The 18197-nt window shown below is 72.2% G+C and carries 13 protein-coding genes; 8 read left to right on the forward strand and 5 right to left on the reverse strand.

From position 1 onward, the window contains the following. Genes FNF32_RS08445 through FNF32_RS08465 form a run of 5 tightly spaced genes read right to left on the reverse strand, consistent with a single transcriptional unit; the run spans position 1 to position 7556 of the window. On the reverse strand, positions 1-1701 hold the full coding sequence (locus FNF32_RS08445) for an ABC transporter ATP-binding protein (RefSeq protein WP_131675390.1): 1701 nt from the start codon (positions 1699-1701) through the stop codon (positions 1-3). Between the two features lie 24 nt (positions 1702-1725). Further along, entirely contained in the window at positions 1726-2496 is a 771-nt protein-coding gene (locus tag FNF32_RS08450; RefSeq protein ID WP_131675389.1) for an ABC transporter ATP-binding protein, read from the reverse strand. Beyond that, the gene (fhuB, locus tag FNF32_RS08455) at positions 2493-4463 is read right to left on the reverse strand and encodes a Fe(3+)-hydroxamate ABC transporter permease FhuB (protein ID WP_131675388.1); all 1971 of its coding nucleotides are present in this window, start codon (positions 4461-4463) and stop codon (positions 2493-2495) included. Before fhuB ends, FNF32_RS08450 begins: the two co-directional genes overlap by 4 nt. After that, the gene (locus FNF32_RS08460) at positions 4460-5413 is read right to left on the reverse strand and encodes an ABC transporter substrate-binding protein (RefSeq protein WP_425467900.1); all 954 of its coding nucleotides are present in this window, start codon (positions 5411-5413) and stop codon (positions 4460-4462) included. Before FNF32_RS08460 ends, fhuB begins: the two co-directional genes overlap by 4 nt. Before the next feature lie 7 nt (positions 5414-5420). Continuing rightward, positions 5421-7556: a TonB-dependent siderophore receptor gene (locus FNF32_RS08465; RefSeq protein ID WP_185961903.1), complete on the reverse strand. Its 2136-nt coding sequence runs from the start codon at positions 7554-7556 to the stop codon at positions 5421-5423. Between the two features lie 183 nt (positions 7557-7739). Here FNF32_RS08465 and exbB point away from each other — a divergent pair, with 183 nt between their 5' ends. From exbB to FNF32_RS08505, 8 genes are all read left to right on the forward strand, one after another. Further along, complete coding sequence (exbB, locus tag FNF32_RS08470) at positions 7740-8828, forward strand: tonB-system energizer ExbB (protein ID WP_131675395.1); 1089 nt, start codon at positions 7740-7742, stop codon at positions 8826-8828. Between the two features lies 1 nt (position 8829). Continuing rightward, entirely contained in the window at positions 8830-9354 is a 525-nt protein-coding gene (gene exbD / locus FNF32_RS08475; protein WP_143796564.1) for a TonB system transport protein ExbD, read from the forward strand. Next, complete coding sequence (locus FNF32_RS08480) at positions 9351-10427, forward strand: TonB C-terminal domain-containing protein (protein ID WP_131675397.1); 1077 nt, start codon at positions 9351-9353, stop codon at positions 10425-10427. The genes exbD and FNF32_RS08480 overlap by 4 nt, the downstream gene beginning before the upstream one ends. Before the next feature lies 1 nt (position 10428). Beyond that, a complete protein-coding gene (locus FNF32_RS08485; RefSeq protein ID WP_131675398.1) occupies positions 10429-11421 on the forward strand; it encodes a siderophore-interacting protein in 993 nt (330 codons plus the stop codon). Between the two features lie 237 nt (positions 11422-11658). Continuing rightward, entirely contained in the window at positions 11659-13239 is a 1581-nt protein-coding gene (locus FNF32_RS08490) for an OpgD/OpgG family glucan biosynthesis protein (protein WP_131675399.1), read from the forward strand. 2 nt (positions 13240-13241) lie between these two features. After that, a complete protein-coding gene (gene mdoH / locus FNF32_RS08495; protein ID WP_246087750.1) occupies positions 13242-15473 on the forward strand; it encodes a glucans biosynthesis glucosyltransferase MdoH in 2232 nt (743 codons plus the stop codon). Next, positions 15470-16594, forward strand: a complete 1125-nt coding sequence (opgC, locus tag FNF32_RS08500) for an OpgC domain-containing protein (RefSeq protein WP_131673479.1) — start codon at positions 15470-15472, stop codon at positions 16592-16594. The genes mdoH and opgC overlap by 4 nt, the downstream gene beginning before the upstream one ends. A gap of 54 nt (positions 16595-16648) precedes the next feature. After that, positions 16649-18190 carry a malonate--CoA ligase gene (locus tag FNF32_RS08505; RefSeq protein ID WP_143796565.1) on the forward strand — a complete coding sequence of 514 codons (1542 nt, stop codon included), beginning with the start codon at positions 16649-16651 and terminating at the stop codon, positions 18188-18190. Positions 18191-18197: the final 7 nt, after the last annotated feature.

Genomic DNA, 18197 nt, shown 5'->3' on the forward strand with positions numbered 1-18197 from the left:
TCAGGACGCCAGCGCGGCATAGACGCCCGCCCGCGCGGTCAAGTCGGCGTGGCTGCCGGTTTCGACCACGCGGCCGTCCTGCATGACGACGATCCGGTCGGCGTCTCTGATCGTGCCCAGGCGGTGCGCGATCACCAGCGTCGTGCGCCCGACCGACAGCGCCTCGAGCGCGGTCTGGATCTCGCGCTCGGTCCGGGTGTCGAGCGCGCTCGTCGCCTCGTCCAGGATGAGGATCGGCGGGTTCTTCAGGAATACGCGGGCGATCGCCACGCGCTGCTTCTGCCCGCCCGACAGCATCACCCCGCGCTCGCCCACGATGGTGTCCAGCCCTTCGGGCAGCGACGCGATCAGGGGGCCGAGCTGGGCGCGGGCGGCGGCTTCGGCCACCTCGGCCCCGCTCGCGCCAAGCCGGCCGTAGGCGATGTTGTCGCGCAGGGTGCCGCCGAACAGGAACACGTCCTGACTGACCAGCCCGATCTGGCGGCGCAGGCTGTTTAGCGTGACCGCCGCCAGCGGCAGGCCATCGACGGTGATGCGGCCCGCCGTCGGCTCGTAGAAACGCGGCAGCAGCGCCAGAAGCGTGGTCTTGCCCGCGCCCGAGGGGCCGACGAACGCCACCGTCTCGCCCGCGCGGATCGCAAGGTCGATCCCCGCCAGGATCGGCCGGGCGGGATCGTAGCCGAAGCCCACGCCCTCGAACACGATGTCGCCGCGCAGGGCCGGCGCCTCGACGGCGCCCGCGTCGTCGGCGATCTCGGGCTCGGTCGCCAGCAGCTCCAGGTAGCGGCGGAAGCCCGCGATGCCCTTGGGATAGGTCTCGATCACGGCCGCGATCTTTTCCAGCGGCCGATAGAACACGCCGACCAGCAGCAGGAACCCGACATAGCCGCCGGTGGACAGATCGCCGCGCAGGACGAACCCCGCCCCCACCACCATCACGATCACCTGCACGAAGCGCAGGCCCATGTATTGCAGCGCGTTGGCCCCGGCCATGATGCGGTAGGCGTCAAGCTTGGTCGCGCGGTAACGTGCGTTGTCGGCGGCGAACAGGTGGGTCTCGTGCGCCTCGTTGCCGAAGGCCTGGACCACGCGGACGCCGCCCAGCGTTTCCTCAAGCCGCACGTTGAAGTCGCCGACGCGGGAATAGATCGCGCGCCAGGTGCGCGTCATCCGCCCGCCCGCGACGATCAGCACGGCCATCATCACCGGCACGATCAGCGCGACGATCAGCGCGAGCGTCGGGTGGACGAGGAACATCAGCACGAACGCGCCCGCGAAGGTCATCACCGCGATAAAGGCGTCCTCGGGGCCGTGGTGGGCGACCTCGCCGATTTCTTCCAGGTCGCGGGTCACGCGCGCGACCAGCTTGCCGGTGCGGGCGCGGTCGTACCAGCGCCAGCCGAGCCGGGTCAGGTGGTCGAAGGCGCGGGCGCGCATCTCGGTCTCGATGTTGATGCCCAGGCGGTGGCCCCAGTAGATCACGATCGCCATGAGGCCGGTGTTGACCGCATAGATCGCCATCAGCCCGGCGGCGGCGGCCAGCGTCAGGCCCCAGTCGCCGCGCGGCAGCAGCACGTCGATGAACCCCACGATCGCAAGCGGAAAGGCCAGCTCGAGCAGCCCCGACAGCACCGCGCAGCCGAAATCGACCCAGAAAAGCCGCATGTGCGGGCGGTAATAGGCGGCGAATTCGCGAAGCATGGGTCTTTCCCTATCCCCGCCGCCTCAGGCGGGCAAGGCGGCGGGCCGGCCCTGCGCGTCCGACAGCACCTGCATCGGCAGGCCGTAGATGGCGGCCAGCGTGTGGGGGCGCATCAGGTCGGCGGGCGTGCCCTGCATCGCCAGCCGACCGTGGCGCAGCGCCACGACATGGTCGCAGAACCGCGCGGCCATGTTCACGTCGTGCAGGACGATGATCGCGCTGCGGCCCTGCGCGTGGCACATCCGGCGCACAAGCGACAGCACCTCGACCTGGTGGGCGATGTCGAGGGCGCTGATCGGCTCGTCCAGCAACAGCGCGTGGGCGGCCTGCGCGACCATCATCGCAAGCCAGGCCCGCTGCCGCTCGCCGCCCGACAGCGTATCCACGATCCGGCCGGCCAAATCGCGCAGGCCGCATTCGTCCAGCGCGCCCGCGACCGCCGCCTCGTCGGCGGCGGAAAAGCGGCCCATTGCCCCGTGCCAGGGATAGCGGCCGAGCGCGACGAGTTCGCGCACCGTCATCCCCTCGGCCGGCGGCGGGTGCTGGGGCAGGAAGGCGAGGCGTCGGGCATAGTCGCGCGGACGCCACTGGCCGAGCGGGCGATCCTCGAACCGGACCTCGCCCGCCGCGGGCGCAATCTGGCGGGCGAGCGTGCGCAGCAGCGTGGACTTGCCCGATCCATTGTGCCCGATCAGCGCGATCATCCGCCCCGCCGGCAGGTCCAGCGTCACGTCATCCAGCAGGCGGCGGCCCGGCACGTCCACCGACAGCTTCGCGATGCGGAACAGGGTCATCGTGTCGTCCTCATCAGCAGGAACAGAAGCCAGGGGGCGCCCAGAAGCGTGGCGAAGAGGCCCAGCGGCAGCTCGTAGGGAAAGCCCGCCATCCGGGCCCCGAAGTCGGCGGCGAGCATCAGCCCCGCGCCCGTCAGCGCCGCGCCGGTGACGTGGTCGCCGGGCCGGGCAAGGCCCATGCGGCGCGCCATGTGCGGGGCCATCAGGCCCACGAAGCTCAGGGGGCCGACCAGAACGGTGGCCGCAGCCGTCCCGACCCCCGCCAGCACGATCAGGACCAGCCGCGCGGGCCCCAGCCGCAGCCCCACCCCCTGCGACACGCCCGCCCCCAGGGGCATCAGCGCCAGCCAGCGCCGCGCGGCCAGCGCCGCGATCCAGATCGCCAGCGCCAGCGCGGCCAGCGCCGCCGCGCCCGCAGGCGTGACTTGCCCCGACGATCCGCTGAGCCAGCCGAGGATCGCCCAGGCCCGCGCGTCGCCCGACGCCATCAGCGCCGACAGGACCGCGCCCGCCAGCGACGATACCGCGATCCCGGCCAGCAGCACCCGCTCGGGCGGCATGTCGCGCCGCGCGGCGAAGACCGCGACCGCCAGCAGCGCCCCCGCCCCGCCCGCCGCCGTGCAGGCAAGCGTGATCGCGGGCGCGGGCGTTCCCCATGCGAACACCGCCGCCGCATACCCCAGCGCGGCGCCGCCCGACACCCCCAGCACCTCGGGCGAGGCGAGCGGGTTGGCCGTCAGCCGCTGCATGACCGCGCCCGCGATCGCGAGCAGCGCGCCCGCCGCCGCGGCGGCGGCGAGACGCGGCAGGCGCAGCGGCAGGAAGTCGCGCAGGCTCTGCCAGTCGAGAACCGCCCAGCCGCCCGGCACCCGGCCGATCCAGGCCAGCAGCAGGGCGGCCGCGGCGACCGCCACCGCCATCGCCGCCAGCACCCGGCCCGGCCGGGCAAGACGGGGGGCCGGACCCTCGGGCGCCTCGGACCCCGGCGGGGTCGATCCGCGCAGGCGCGGCAGCAGCCACAAAAGCAGCGGGCCGCCGATCAACCCGGTTAGCGCGCCGGCCGGGAACATCTCGCCCCCCGCGCCCGCGACGGCCAGCACCAGCCCGTCCACGACCGACAGGATCAGCGCGCCGATCAGGGGGGCGGACCACAGCACGTCCTCCATCCGCCGCGCGCCCAGGGTGCGGGCGAGCGCGGGCGCGGCAAGGCCGACAAAGCCGATCAGCCCCAGCTCGGCCGACACCGCCGCCGCCAGCGCCACCGCCAGCGCCATCGCCGCCAGCCGCACCAGCCCCACGTTCAGCCCCAGCCCCGCCGCGCCCGGCGCGCCCAGCGACAGGACCCGCAGCGGCTTGGCGATCAGCGCCGCACCCGCGCCGCCCGCCGCCAGAACCAGCGCGAGCGCGCGCACCCCAGACCAGTCCTGCTGCACCAGCGAGCCGCCGTTCCAGATCACCAGCGACAGGAGATATTCGCCCTGCGCCAGCGTCAGCGCCGTGGCGACGGCCGAGGCGGTCAGGCCGACCAGCATCCCCGCGATCACCATCGTCACCGGCGCGAATCCGCGCCGCGCGCCGACCGCCATCACCAGCGCGGCCGCGCCCGCCGCCCCGGCCAGCGCGACCGGCCAGCGCCCGCCCGCCAGCAGCTCGGGCGCAAGGATCGTCGCCGCGACCAGCGCCAGCTGCGCGCCGGATGAAATCCCCAGCGTCGTCGGGTCGGCCACCGGATTGCGCAGCACGGCCTGGATCAGCGCGCCCGAGAGGCCAAGCGCCGCGCCCGCGACCAGCGCGATCACCCCGCGCGGCATCAGCCCGAAGGCAAGCATGACCTGCGGCAGCGCCATCGTCTCGGCGCGGAACGGCAGCGCGGGCCAGTCGCCCGGCGGCAGCAGCCGCAGCGCCGCGGCAAGCCACAGCGCCAGCGCCAGAAGCGCGGCGGGCAGGACGGCCCGGCGCAGGGTCATAGCGCCGACCCGTTCGGCGGGGCGACCAGCGCCGACGACACCAGCTCCGCGAACCGCAGCGCGGCGAGGACGCCGCCGAAGGCGCTGACGTCGGGCAGCACCCGCACCCGCCCGGCCGCCACGGCGGGCAGCGCGCGCCAGATCGCGCTGCGGCCGAGCGATCGCGCGGCCGCCACGGGCACGTCCGAGACGATGACGATGCTGGCGTCGGGAAACTCGGCCAGCGTTTCGATCGGGACGGGCGCGAGAAAAGCAAACTGGGTCGGCCGGTCCCATGCATTTCGCAGGCCGATGCGGGTCAGGACGTTGCCGAACAGGCTGTCGGGACCGAAGGCGCGGAAATGGCGCGCGTCGCCGATGTTGATGACGCACACCGCGCGATCCGACGCGCCCTGCCCGCCCCCGTCCTGCCCGCCCCCGCCTTGCCCGCCCGCGATCCGCGCGGCGGCGGCGTCGAACCCCGCGTCGGCCCGCGCCCGCGCCGACATGCCCGCGCCCGGGTCCCCCACGGCGAGCGCCAGCGCATCCAGCGCCGCCAGCGCCTTGGGCAGCGGCGCCTCGCCCGGCACATAGAACGGCAGCGACATGACGGGGGCGATCGCGCGCATCTGCGCCTCGCGCGCGACGTAGTAGGGCGAAGTCAGGATCAGGTCCGGCCGGATCAGCTGCAACAGCTCGAAATTGGGCGCGCCGCGCAGGCCCAGGTCCACGACCCCGGCGGGGATCGCGGGGGTGACCGCGTCGGCGCGAAAGCGGATCAGCTCGCAGGCGGCGACCGGCATGTGGCCGATGGCGACGGCGGTTTCCAGCATCGCCCAGTCGATGGCGGCAAGGCGCGGGCGGTCCGCGCCCGCCGCGAAGGCGGGCCGGCCAGCCGACCGCCCCGCGAGCAGTCCGCCCGCCGCCAGCGTCAGAAGCCGGCGGCGGGTAAGGTCAGGCGTGGTCACCAACGCCAGGTCACCAACGCCAGGTGAGCCGCGCCTGCACGTCGCGGCCTTCGCCGTAGTTGCAGCCGAACGGATTGCAGTTCGCGACATAGGCCTTGTCGGCGATGTTGGTGACCGTCACGCTGCCCAGCACGTTGCCGCGCTGATAGCCGACGCTGGCGTCAACCAGCGTCTCACCCTGCACCTCGACGGTGTTGCCGTCATCGCCGAAGCGGTCGCCCACGCGGCGCAGGCCCACGCCCGCGTCGATGCCGTTGTCCCACGCCTTCTTGACCCACAGGCTCGCGTTGTGCAGCGGCACGTTCACCACGCGGTTGCCCGCGAACTGCCCCTCTTTCACCTCGGTGTCGTTGTAGCTGTAGGCGCCGCGCACCAGCCAGCCCGCGCCAAGGTTCGCCGTGCCCTCAAGCTCGACGCCCTGCGACCGGACCTCGCCGATCTGGCTCAGCTGGCCCAGGCCGTCCGAGACGGTGACGTCGGTCTGGCGCAGGTCGAACACGGCGGCGGTGAAGTAGCCGTCGAAGGCGGTCGGCTGGTACTTCACGCCCAGCTCGACCTGCTTGCCGCGCGTCGGCTCCAGCGTGTTGCCGACGCTGTCGCCGCCGATCTGCGCCTCGAACGAGGTGGCGTAGCTTGCGTAGGGAACGAAGCCCTGCGCGGTGACATAGGACAGCCCGACGCGCCCGGTCGTCTGGCTGTCGCTGCGATCGGCGCTGTAGGCGGTGCCGAAACGGTAAAGCGTCCCGTCCTGCTCGACCCGGTCGTGCCGCAGCGCGAACGAGGGGCGCCAGTCGCCCCAGCTGATCTCGTCCACGAGGTAGATGCCGTAGTGCTTGCGCGTCAGGTCGTCGGCGGTGGTGAAGGGCAGGCCCACGTCGGTCGTGGGGGTGCCGTAATCGGGATCGTCGAACCGGATCGGGTTCACGCCCTGGAACGTCGTCGAGGTGTCGGTGACATAGGCCAACATGTCCACGCCAACCGTGATCTCGTGACTTGCCCCGCCCGCCTCGATGGTGCCCGACAGCCGGGTGTCGAGGTTCAGGGTCGCGTTGTCCTCGGTCTGGATGATCTTGCCGCGGTTGACGGTGACGCCGTCCGCGTCCAGCCCGCCGACGTAGAAGCCGACGTAATCCCAATCGAACTTCTGGTAGCGGAAGCCCTGCTGAAGGCGCCAGCCGTTGTCGAGCTCGTGCCGCACCTCGATGCCGATGTTGGCCATGCGGCGGTCGCTCTCGTCGTCCAGCGGCTCGCCGACGTAGAAGTCGCGCAGGTCCTCGGCATCGTAAAGCTCGGTCAGCGCGAAGGGGACGCGGGCCGGGCTGATCGGGGAATCGTCTTGATAGGACAGCAGCACGTCGATCTGCGTGGCATCGCTGATGTCATGGCGGAATGCGCCGGCGAGGTAGCCGCGCTCGTTCGTCAGCTCCTCGATCTGTTCGGCGGTCTGCTTGCCCACGCCGGTCAGGCGATAGGCGAAGCGGTCCGAGACCTGCCGGTTCACGTCGAAGAACGCCTCGGCGTCGTCGTGGCTGCCGAAGCCCGCGCCCGCTTCCGAGAAATCCTCGAACTGCGCGTGCTTCTGCACCTCGTTGATGACCCCGCCCGGCGCGCCCGAGCCGTAAAGCGCGGATGACGGCCCGCGCAGAACCTCGACCCGCTCGATGCCGTAAAGCTCGTAGGCGGGGGCGCTGAACTTCCGCATGTGGCGCAGGCCGTTGAGGAACTGGCCTTCGTCCGCACCGAAGCCGCGCAGCAGCGGGCCGTCGAAGCGGGGGTCCGAGCCGTAGGGTTCGGACAGCACGCCCGCGCTGTATTTCAGCGCCTGGCTCAGCGTCTGCGCGCCCTGGTCGCGGATCTGGTCCACGGTCACGACCGACACGGATTGCGACGCTTCAACGAGCGGAACCGACGACTTGGTCACCTGCGAGGTGGGCACGACGTAGCCGCTGGTCGGCGCGGTGGGATCGGTCGAGGCGTTGGCGTCGATCACGATGGTGTCCAGCACGATCGCCCCGGCGGGCGCGGCACCGGCGCTCTGGTCGTCCGGCGTGTCTGTCGCGGTCTGGGCCCAGACGGTGCCTGCGGCGATGGCGAGGGTAAGGATGCTGGCGCCCGCCAGCAGCGAGGCGCGAAGGGATGCGGTCACGGGAAAGGGATCCTTGTCGATTGCCCGGAGGGAGGTGAATGGGGTGCCTGGGCGGGGCGCGCCGGGGTTCCTCGATTGATAGCGGGGAATTGTCAACGAGGATAGTTGACAAATATCCTAGGCTACTGAAAAGGGAGGCGCTGAAGGACGCGACGGCGCCGCTCACGACCCGAAGGCCACGACATGACCAAGACCGCTTTCCGCCTTGTATCCGCCCGCCTGGCATCCTCCTGCCTGGGGCCGGCCCGGTTCGCGCCTGCGCTGGCGCTGGGGATCGCGCTTGCGGGAAGTCCGGTCGCGGCCCAGACGACGCCGCCCACGACTGCGCCCACGACCGCAGACGCACCTGCCGTGTCGCTGCCGACGACGGCGACGGATGTCCCCGCAACCGCCACAGCCACCGGCACCGGCACCGCCGCACCGGGCACCACCGCGCCGGTCGGGGACACCTCTGCGGCCACCCCGACGGACGCGGCACCCCCCGTCGGCACCACACCCGAGCCTGCGCCTGCTGCTGCTCCCCAGCCCACCGCTGCACCTGCCGCTCTTCCGACACCGTCGGCCGCACCGCCGGCCGTGATCCCCGCCGACGCCCTGCCCCACGATCTGTCGCCGCTCGGCATGTACCGGCAGGCCGACATTGTCGTGAAGGGCGTGATGCTGGGCCTCGTGTTCGCGTCAATCGTGACGTGGACCGTGCTGGTGGTGAAGCTGTTCGAGTACCTGTCCGCCACGGCCTCGGTCGGGCGCGGGGCGGGTCGAATCGAGGCTGCGGACACGCTGCGCGCGGCGCTTGGCGGCGCAGACGGCCGCAGCCCCGACGCGCGCATGCTGCGGGCCGCCGCGCGCGAGCTGAACCGGTCGGGCCCCGACCTTGCGCCTGCGGGCATCCAGGACCGGATCGGATCGGAACTGGGCCAGATCCAGGCCCGCGCCGTGCGGCAGATGAACCGGGGCACCGGCGTCCTCGCCACGATCGGATCGACCGCGCCGTTCGTGGGGCTGTTCGGCACCGTCTGGGGCATCATGAACAGCTTCATCGGCATTTCCGAGGCGCAGACGACGAACCTCGCCGTCGTCGCCCCCGGCATCGCCGAGGCGCTGCTTGCGACCGCCATCGGCCTTGTCGCGGCGATCCCGGCGGTCGTCATCTACAACGTGTTCGCCCGCGCCTCGGGCGGCTACCGGCTGCGGCTGACCGAGGCTGCGGCGGGTGTCCAGCGGCTGGTGTCGCGCGACCTCGACCGCCGCGCGGCCGGTCAGACGGTCTGAGATGGCGGGCGGCATCCGCGATACCGGCGATACCGGCGATCCCGGCGGCGACGAGCTGTCCGAGAACCACGAGATCAACGTCACCCCGTTCATCGACGTAATGCTGGTGCTGCTCATCATCTTCATGGTGGCAGCACCCCTGGCGACCGTGGACGTGAACGTGGACCTTCCGGTGTCGAACGCGCCCGCATCCGGCCGCCCCGACACCCCGCTTTGGCTGACGGTCGGGGCGGATGGTACGCTGTCGCTCGGCAACGAGCAGGTGGCACGCGACGCGCTGCCTGTGGCGTTGCAGGCGGCGACGGGGGGCGACACGGAACAACGCATCTTCCTGCGCGCCGACCAGTCGGTCGCCTATGGCGAGCTGATGACGGTGATGAACGGCCTGCGCGACGCGGGCTTCCTGAAGATCGCGCTGGTCGGACTTGACCGCGCCAGCGCCCCGCCGGCCGCGCTTGGCGCTGGATCTGACGGTGCCGCGCCCGCCATTACTGCCCCTGCCGCCCCGGCGGCACCGGTGCAATGACCCGAGGCGGCCTTCGGCTTGGGCGGGGGGTCCTGTGGACCTCGACCGGGATCCTGGTCCTGTCGGCGCATGTGGCGGTCGCCGGGTGGGCGATGCGGCACCAGCGCCCCGACGTGGCGATCGCGCCCGAGGCGTTCATGATCGACATGGCCCCGCCACCCGGTCCGGCCGAGGCCGCGCCCGCCGTGCAGGACGAGCCGCAGGTGGAGCCTGAGGCCGATGCGCCGGAGCCCGCCGCCGAGCCGGAGCCCGAGCCGGAGCCGGAGCCGCAACCCGAACCGGAGCCTGCGCCCGAACCGCAGCCCGAACCCGAACCGGAACCAGAACCCGAGCCGGTCCCCCAGCCGATCCCCCAGCCGGTGGCCGAACCGCAGCCCGACTTCGTCCCCCCGCCGGTCGTCCCGCTGCCGCCGCCCGACTTCGCAAGCCTCGTGCCGCCGCTGCCCGCCCAGCCCGAGCCGGCGCCCGATTTCGTGCCGCCGCCCGTGACCACGCTGCCGCCCCCCGACTTTGCCGCGCTTGCGCCGCCGGCCGAACCCTCGGTCGTGCCGCCCCCGCGCCGCAAGCCCACGCCCCCCGCCAGCTTCGCCGCGCAGGAGCCCGACCCCAAACCCGAGCCGGAGCCTGAACCCGACGAACCCCGCCGCGAACGCGCCCGCCGCGAGGAACCGCGCGAGCCCGCGCGGGACGAACCCCGCGAACAGGCCAGCGAACCCCGGCGTCAGGCACCCCGCGGCGCGCAGCCGGACGGGCGCGAGGCCGAGCGCGCGGGGGCAGAGGCGCGCCAGTCCCGGGGCGCATCGAAGCAGGGGCAGGCGAACTGGCTGGGCAAGGTGCAAAGCCGCGTCACGGCTCACATGAAGCGCGCGCGCCTGAACGCGACCGGCACCCACCGCGCGACGGTGACGCTGACCGTCAGACCGAACGGCGCCGTCTCGGCCAAGCTCGTCGCCGGCACCGGCGACGCCCGCGTCGACGCCGCGCTCAGCCGCCAGGCCAGCCGCATACCCCGCCTTCCCCCTCCCCCCGATGGTCGCACCCAGACGCTGACCGTCCCCTTCCTCGTGGAGTAGCATGAGCGTTTCCCCCCTTGCCGGCGCCTCGGGCCGGATCGAGACCGGAGCAGGCGCCGCAGCCGCCGTGATCCGCGCCCGCGCGGCCGAATGGGACGCGCCGCTGGTGGAAGAGGAAACCCGGCTGACCCTGCACCTGTGGGGGTGCGAGCTGCGCCTGATCCCCGACGCGCCCGGCGCGCGGGTGGAAATCACGGGCGCCGAGCGGCGGCTGGTGCTGACGCTGCAGGACAGCGCGACGCAGATGCTGGCCGACGAAGGCGTGGCGATCCTGTGGGAAAGCGTCGCGCTTGGCGCGCTGGCGCCCGGACTCGCGCTGATGCGGGTGGCGTCGGTCCGGCCGGTGTCGGCAGGCTACCTGCGAGTGCGGCTCGCGGGGCCCGAGGCGGCGCGGTTCGCGCTGCGCAGCCTGCATTTCCGCCTGCTGCTGCCGCCCGAAGGGCGCGCCCCGTGCTGGCCCCGGATCGCCGAAAGCGGCCGCGCGGTCTGGCCCACCGGCGCGGACGCGCTGCACCGCCCGGTCTATACCGTGACCGCGCAGGCCGACGACTGGCTCGAGTTCGACATTTTCCGCCATGCGGGCAGCCCCACCTGCGACTGGGCCGACCGGGTCCAGCCGGGCGCCGAGGTCGGGATCATCGGCCCGGGTGGCGGCTGGTGCCCGGATGCCCGGGTCCTGCACCTGCTGGGCGACGAGACCGCGCTGCCCGCCATCGCGCGGATGCTTTCGCTGGCGCCGGGTAAGGTTCACGCCTTTGTCCGCGCCTCGGACGATGACCTCGGACCGCTTGTCCACGATCCCCGCGTCACCCGCTGCGACGATCTTCTGGGCGCGCTCCACGACCTTGAGGTCTGCGAGCAAAGCCACGTCTGGTTCGCCGCCCGCGACGACGAGGCGCGGGCCGCGCGCCGCTGCCTTCTGGACCGGGGCGTGGCCAAGACCGCCTTCACCGCTGCCGCCTACTGGAGCCGGGGCGCCACGCCCGCCGACTGACCGCCCGCCCCCTACGCTGTCCCCCGCCCGGACGCCTTCTCGACCGCGCCGTCCCCCGAGCGCGTCGTTCTCGCCCGCGCCGCCCCTGACAGCGCCGTTTCCCGCACCGCGTGCATCACGCGCCGATGATCGTCCCGGCGGCGGTCCGCACATCGTCGTCAGGGCGTCATGCATTTGATTGCCGTGGGGAACACCTTGGCTTATGGCGAGTTTTGCTGTCAATTCGGGGGCTCACACGTGAAACGTCGCATATTCGTCGGCTCCTTGGCTGCCGCCGCGCTGGGAACGACCGCGCTGGGGTCCGCGGGGCTGTACGCGCAGACCGCGCCGGCCCCCCAGCCGCAGGGCGCGGGACCCGCGCCCGATCCGGCGGCCCCGCCCCGCCCCTTCGGGTTCGACGATGTGGTGGCTGTCGCGGCGGCACTGGCGCAGACCGATTACGAAAAGCCCGCCTCGACGCTGACCCCGCCCTTCAAGGATCTGGGCTACGATTCCTATCGCGGCATCCGCTTCCGGCGCGAGGCCGATCCGTGGGGCGAGATCCGGGGCTGGGGCCTCGACCTGCTCGCGCCCGGCATGCTGTATTCCGAGCCGGTGAAGCTGAACCTGGTCGAGAACGGGGCGGCGCGGCCGCTGCCCTTCGATCCCGGCGTCTTCACCTACGATCCGATCTCGTTCCCGGCCGATTCCGCGCTGCAGCCGCCCGGCGACATGGGCTGGTCGGGGTTCCGCCTGCGCGCGCCGCTGAACCGGCCCGACATCCTGGACGAGCTGGCCGTGTTCCAGGGGGCGAGCTATTACCGCGTCCTGGGTCGCGGGAACGTCTATGGCGTGTCGTGCCGCGGACTCGCGCTCGGCACCGGCAGCGCCGCGGGCGAGGAGTTCCCGATCTTCCGCGAATACTGGATCGAAAAGCCGAACCTCGACGCGGGCAGCGTGACGATCTGGGCGCTGCTGGACAGCGCGTCGATCACCGGCGCCTACCAGTTCACGATCACGCCGGGCGAAAACACCCGCGTCCGCACCCGCGTGGCGCTGTTCCCCCGGCGTGATCTCGACGACGTGGGGATCGCGCCCCTGACGTCGATGTACTGGTTCGGCCCCTCGGACGGGAACGTGCCCGACGACTACCGCCCCGCCGTCCACGACAGCGACGGGCTGCAGATGCTGACCGGCACCGACAACCGGCTGTGGCGGGCGCTGAACAACCCGCCCACGCTGCAGCTTTCGGCCTTCATGGACGAGGATCCGCAGGGCTTCGGCCTGATGCAGCGCGACCGCGAGTTCGACAACTACCAGGACACGGGCGCGTTCTACGAGCGCCGGCCATCGGTCTGGATCAGCCCGCACACGAACTGGGGCAAGGGATCGGTGATGCTGGTCGAGATCCCGGTCGAAAGCGAGTTTCACGACAACATCGTATCTTTCTGGAAGCCGGGCGCGCCGCTCGTGGCAGGGGCACGGGTCGATTACGGCTATGACGCGCATGTCGGGGCCACTCCCGGCGACATCGGCCCGTGGGCCTTCGTGCGCGAGACGCTGTCGGGCAAGTCGGTGAACAACGCCGACGCGCGGACGTTCAACATCGACTTCGACGACGCGATCTTCCCGGCAGGCACCCTGCCCGAAGGGTCGGTCACCGCAAGCGCGGGCCGGATCGTGTTTCCCTACGTGACGCACATGCCCGCCCAGGGGCTGATGCGGCTGTCGTTCGAATACTTCCCGCAAGGGGGGGAACTCGCCGAGCTTCAGGCGCGCCTGCAAGCCGAGAACGGCCCCCTGTCCGAGACGTGGATGTACCGCTGGGTCGGGGAGTGACGGTGGAGCGCGAGCGACCCGCAAGCGACGATCTCGCAGGTTCGGCGGCCGCGCCGCTTTCGCATATGGAACCGGGGACGCGGGGGGCGGACGCGCACGCGGGCCGCACGGTCCAGCCGGTCGTGGGCATGGAACCCGCGCGCGGTTTGCGGCCGCCGGCCCTGCCGGTCCACGCCGACGGGGCGCCCACCCCGCCCGAGGCGCCGCTTGCGATGCCGGTGCAGGATTTCCGTGGCCCGCCCCCGCCCGGCCCCACCCCGCAGCGCGCGGTGCGCGAGGTCGTGCTGGCCCGCGTGATCGCATTCGGCGGCAGCGCGCTGATCACCGCGCTGGGGTTCTGGCAGATGCTCCTGGTGCTGAACGGCCAGTTGCAGCCGCTGCAATACGTGCTCTTGGTCCTGTTCTCGATCACCTTCGGCTGGGTCGGTTTCAGCTTCTGTTCGGTCGTGGCCGGGCTCTGCGCCAAGCCGCCGCGCACGCCCGCGGACCCTGGCCACGCCCGCGTGGCGATCGTCATGCCGGTCTATCACGAGGACGCCTCGCTCAGCCTGTCGCTGCTTTCGGCCCTCGCCGACGAACTGGCGGCCGAGGGGATGGCCGACCGGGCCGAGATCTTCATCCTGTCCGACAGCCGCAACCCCGACGATTTCGTGGCCGAGACGCTGGCGGTCGCGCAGATGCGCCAGACCTGCCCGATCCCGGTCTGGTACCGCCGCCGCACCGACAATTCCGGCCGCAAGGCGGGGAACGTGGCCGAGTTCGTGCGCCGCTGGGGCGGACGCTACGACCAGATGGTCGTCCTTGACGCCGACAGCGTGATGTCGGGCCGCGTCATCGCCGAGATGAGCGCGCGGATGGCGGCCGACCCCGACCTCGCGCTGGTGCAGACGATCCCGGTGCTGGTGGGCGGGCAGACGATCTATGCCCGCGTGGTCCAATTCGCGAGCCGGGTCTATGGCCCCGCCGTCGGCCGGGGCGTCGCCGCATGGTCGGGCGACAACGGCAACTTCTGGGGCCACAACGCGATGATCCGGCTGGACGCGTTCGCCAGCTGCTGCGGACTGCCCGACCTGCCCGGCAAGCCGCCCTTCGGCGGCACGGTCATGTCGCACGACTTTGTCGAGGCGGCGCTGCTGCGCCGCGCCGGCTGGAAGGTGCGCTTGGACTGGGATCTGCGCGCCAGCTACGAGGGTTGTCCGCCCACGCTTCTGGACATGGCAGTGCGCGAGCGCCGCTGGGCGCAGGGGAACCTGCAGCACTTGGGCGTGATCGGCGCGAAGGGCTTTACCGCGATCAGCCGCGTCCACTTCGCCATCGGCGTCCTCAGCTTCGTGATGAGCCCGATCTGGCTGGCCATGATCGTCGTGGGCCTGGCCCTGACCGCGCACGCGATCCTGGTCACGCCCGAGTACTTCCCGCAGACCTACCAGATCTTCCCGTCCTGGCCGACCTTCGATCCGACCCGCATGAAGTGGCTCTTCATCGCCGCCGGCTGCCTGCTGCTTCTGCCCAAGGTCGTGGCCGTGCTGCGCGCGCGCGGCCGCCCGCTCGAGGCCGCATCGGGCGGCATGGGATGGCTGTCGCTGAGCGCGCTGTTCGAGTTCGTGCTGTCCACCCTGATCGCGCCGGTGGCGATGCTGATCCAGTCTCGCCAGATCTTCGACATCCTGCGCGGTCGGAACTCGGGCTGGGAAAGCCAGGTCCGCAAGGGCGCGATGCCGCCCTGGGACGTGGTCTGGTCGCGCCACTGGGTCCACGTGCTGTGGGGCATCGTCATCACGGCCGTGATCTCGTACCTGTCGCCGGGCCAGCTCATCTGGCTGGCGCCGATCCTGCTGGGGCTGATCCTGTCGCCGCTGGTGTCGCGCTTCACCGCATCGTCGGTGCTGGGCCGCTCGGCCCGGATGGCGGGGCTGCTGGTCACGCCCGAGGAACGGCGCACGCCCCCGGTCGTCACCGCGGCGATCGCCCATGCGCGCCAGTTGCGCACGCCCGACCGCGCCGCCGAACGGCTGGGCAGCGACCCGGCGCTGCGCGCGCGCCACGTCGCCCTGCTGCCGCCCGCGCCCCCCGACGCGCCGGTGGCCACCCGCCTGCCCGCCATCGCGGCCGGCGCCAAGATCGCCGTCGCCTCGTCCCGGGTCGAGGCGCTGGCTTTTCTCGACCAGCCCGAACGGCGGGCGCTGTTTTCCGATGCCGAGCTGCTTGCCCAGTGGGCCGCCCTGCCCCGATGAACCGCAACGCATCGCTCGATATGCTGCGCGGTTACGCGCTGGTCTGCATCATGCTGAACCACATGCCGGCGGGGATCCTGCGGGCGGGGACGCTGACCAACCTTGCCGTGTTCGACGCGGCCGAGCTGTTCGTGCTGCTGTCGGGCTTTCTGGTCGGCGTCGTTTGGCTGAAGACCGAGGTGACGCAGGGCCTGCGCGCCGCCCAGTGGCGGTTCGCCCGGCGCGCCGTGCAGGTGTGGCTGGCGCTCGCGGTCGGCAGCGTCCTGCTGGCGCTGCTGTCGGGGGCGCTGACCTCGTTCGGGCTGATGCACACCGCGGTCTGGAGCGGATATGCCGACTGGCTGGCGCACGATCCGCTGGCCTACCTGGGGATCGTCCTGACCCTGTGGATGCAGCCGAACCTGGTCGACGTGCTGGCGCTTTACGTGGTCCTGATCGCCGCCGTCCCGCTTGCGCTGCCGCTGCTGACCCGTCGCCCGCTGATCTTCGCGGCGCTGTCGGTCGGGCTGTGGCTGGCCGCGCGGCCCCTGAACGCGTTCCTGCCGAACGAGCGTGACGGCGGCGGGCTGCTGTTCAACCCCTTCGCCTGGCAGCTTCTGTTCTTCGCGGGCGTCGCGATGGGCGCGTTCCGGCGCCCGATCATGGACGCGCTTCTGCCCCGTGCGCGGATCGTGACGGCGGTGGCGGGCTTCGTCGCGGCCTACAGCGTCGGGATGGCCGTCCTGTGGCGGTTCGGGGCCGAGGGGAAGCAGGTCGCCGACCTGATGTGGCACGCGGTCGGAACGGTGGACAAATGGACGCTCGACTGGGTCCGGCTGGTGTCGGTGCTGGCCTGGGCGTGGGTGGTCGCGGTGCCGCTGGCGCGGCCCTTGGCGCGGTTCTCGGCGACGCTGCCGGGACGGGCGCTGGCAACCACCGGGCGCGGCGGGCTGGTGTCGTTCGTGGCCTGCGTTCTGCTGTCGCTCCTGGGCGACGCGCTGTCGACGAACTTCATGCAGTCCGATACGGCATGGCGGCTGACCGTGGACCTGTTCGTGATCGTGGCGCTGTGGCTGGTCGCCGCGGCCTGGCTGAACCGCGACCGCATCCTGCCTGCGGGGGCCGCGCGCGCCTCGGGCTAGCCGCCGCTGACGGGCGGCCTTAGTCTGGAACGGCGGGGACGGCGGGGACAGGCGATGAGCAACCATCTTTACGACGCGCTGTTGGCGGGCACCGACGATCCCGGTGCGGCGTGCCTGATCCTCGCCGACGGCGGCACGATCACCCACGGCGACCTTCACCGCCGCGCCGCCCGGATCGCGGCGCTGCTGGCGGACGCCGGTCTGCAACCGGGCGACCGGGTCGCGGCGCAGCTGGACAAGTCGGTGGCCATGCTGGCGCTTTATCTCGGCACGGTCCGGGCGGGCGGCGCGTTCCTGCCCCTAAACCCCGCCTATACCCCGGACGAGGTGGCGTATTTCCTGACCGACGCCGAGCCGGCCGTGATCGTCTGCGACCCCGCGCGCGAGCGGGACATGCGCCGGGCGTCGGCCACGGCGGCGATCTTCACACTGGACGACGGGGGCGCGGGAAGCCTGATCGACGCGGCGGGCGCCATGCCCGCCGACCGCCCCCCGGCCGCGCGCGGGCCGGACGATCTCGCCGCGATCCTTTACACCTCGGGCACCACGGGGCGGTCGAAGGGCGCGATGCTGTCCCACGACAACCTGCTGTCGAACGCCCGCACCCTGTGCGACGCGTGGCAGGTGACCGCGCGGGACCGGCTTTTGCACGCGCTGCCGGTGTTTCACACCCACGGGCTGTTCGTGGCCTGCAACACGCTTCTTCTGGCGGGCGGGGCGATGATCTGGCTGCCCCGCTTCGACCCGGCCGAGGTGATCGCCCTGCTGCCCCGCGCCACGATGATGATGGGCGTCCCGACCTTCTACACCCGCCTGCTGGACCGGCCCGATTTCACGCGCGAGGTGGCGGCAACGGCGCGGGTCTTCATCTCGGGCTCCGCGCCGCTTCTCCCCGAGACGCACCGGCGGTTCGAGGAACGGACCGGGCAGCGGATCCTCGAACGCTACGGAGTGACCGAGACGAACATGACGACCTCGAACCCCTTGGCGGGCGAGCGCCGGCCGGGGTCGGTCGGCCCGGCCCTGCCCGGCGTCGAGGTCAGGATCACGTCTGTCGAGGCGGGTGCCGACGGGGACCCCGCAACCGCCCCGGCCAAGCGTCCGGACGGCGAGATCGGGATGATCGAGGTGCGCGGCCCCAACGTCTTTCAAGGCTACTGGCGGATGCCCGACAAGACCGCCGCCGAGCTGCGGCCCGACGGCTGGTTCATCACCGGCGACCTGGGAACAAGGGATGCGGACGGCTACGTCACCATCGTCGGGCGCGGCAAGGACCTGGTCATCACCGGCGGGCTCAACGTCTATCCGCGCGAGGTCGAGATGCTGATCGACGACCTGCCCGGCGTCTTGGAAAGCGCCGTGATCGGCGTGCCCCACCCCGACTTCGGCGAGGCGGTGGTGGCGGTGGTCGCCCCTCGCCCGGGCGCAGCGCTGGAACCGGACGCGCTGATGGACGCGCTGACCGACCGGATCGCGCGCTTCAAGCAGCCCAAGCGCGTGATCGTGGTGCCGGAACTGCCGCGAAACGCGATGGGCAAGGTGCAGAAGGCCGCGCTGCGGGCGCAGCACGCGGGGCTGTTCGGCGGCGCCGGATAGCCGGGCC

Origin of the sequence: Paracoccus marinus (genome assembly GCF_007018965.1) — a bacterium.
In the GTDB taxonomy this organism is placed as follows: Bacteria; Pseudomonadota; Alphaproteobacteria; order Rhodobacterales; family Rhodobacteraceae; genus Paracoccus; species Paracoccus marinus.

Excerpts from the sequence above, each read along its gene's own strand:
- FNF32_RS08445 (WP_131675390.1), bottom strand. The coding sequence starts at position 1,701 with ATGCTTCGCGAATTCGCCGCCTATTACCGCCCGCACATGCGGCTTTTC.
- FNF32_RS08450 (WP_131675389.1), bottom strand. The coding sequence starts at position 2,496 with ATGACCCTGTTCCGCATCGCGAAGCTGTCGGTGGACGTGCCGGGCCGC.
- fhuB (WP_131675388.1), bottom strand. The coding sequence starts at position 4,463 with ATGACCCTGCGCCGGGCCGTCCTGCCCGCCGCGCTTCTGGCGCTGGCG.
- exbB (WP_131675395.1), top strand. The coding sequence starts at position 7,740 with ATGACCAAGACCGCTTTCCGCCTTGTATCCGCCCGCCTGGCATCCTCC.
- exbD (WP_143796564.1), top strand. The coding sequence starts at position 8,830 with ATGGCGGGCGGCATCCGCGATACCGGCGATACCGGCGATCCCGGCGGC.
- FNF32_RS08480 (WP_131675397.1), top strand. The coding sequence starts at position 9,351 with ATGACCCGAGGCGGCCTTCGGCTTGGGCGGGGGGTCCTGTGGACCTCG.
- FNF32_RS08485 (WP_131675398.1), top strand. The coding sequence starts at position 10,429 with ATGAGCGTTTCCCCCCTTGCCGGCGCCTCGGGCCGGATCGAGACCGGA.
- opgC (WP_131673479.1), top strand. The coding sequence starts at position 15,470 with ATGAACCGCAACGCATCGCTCGATATGCTGCGCGGTTACGCGCTGGTC.
- FNF32_RS08505 (WP_143796565.1), top strand. The coding sequence starts at position 16,649 with ATGAGCAACCATCTTTACGACGCGCTGTTGGCGGGCACCGACGATCCC.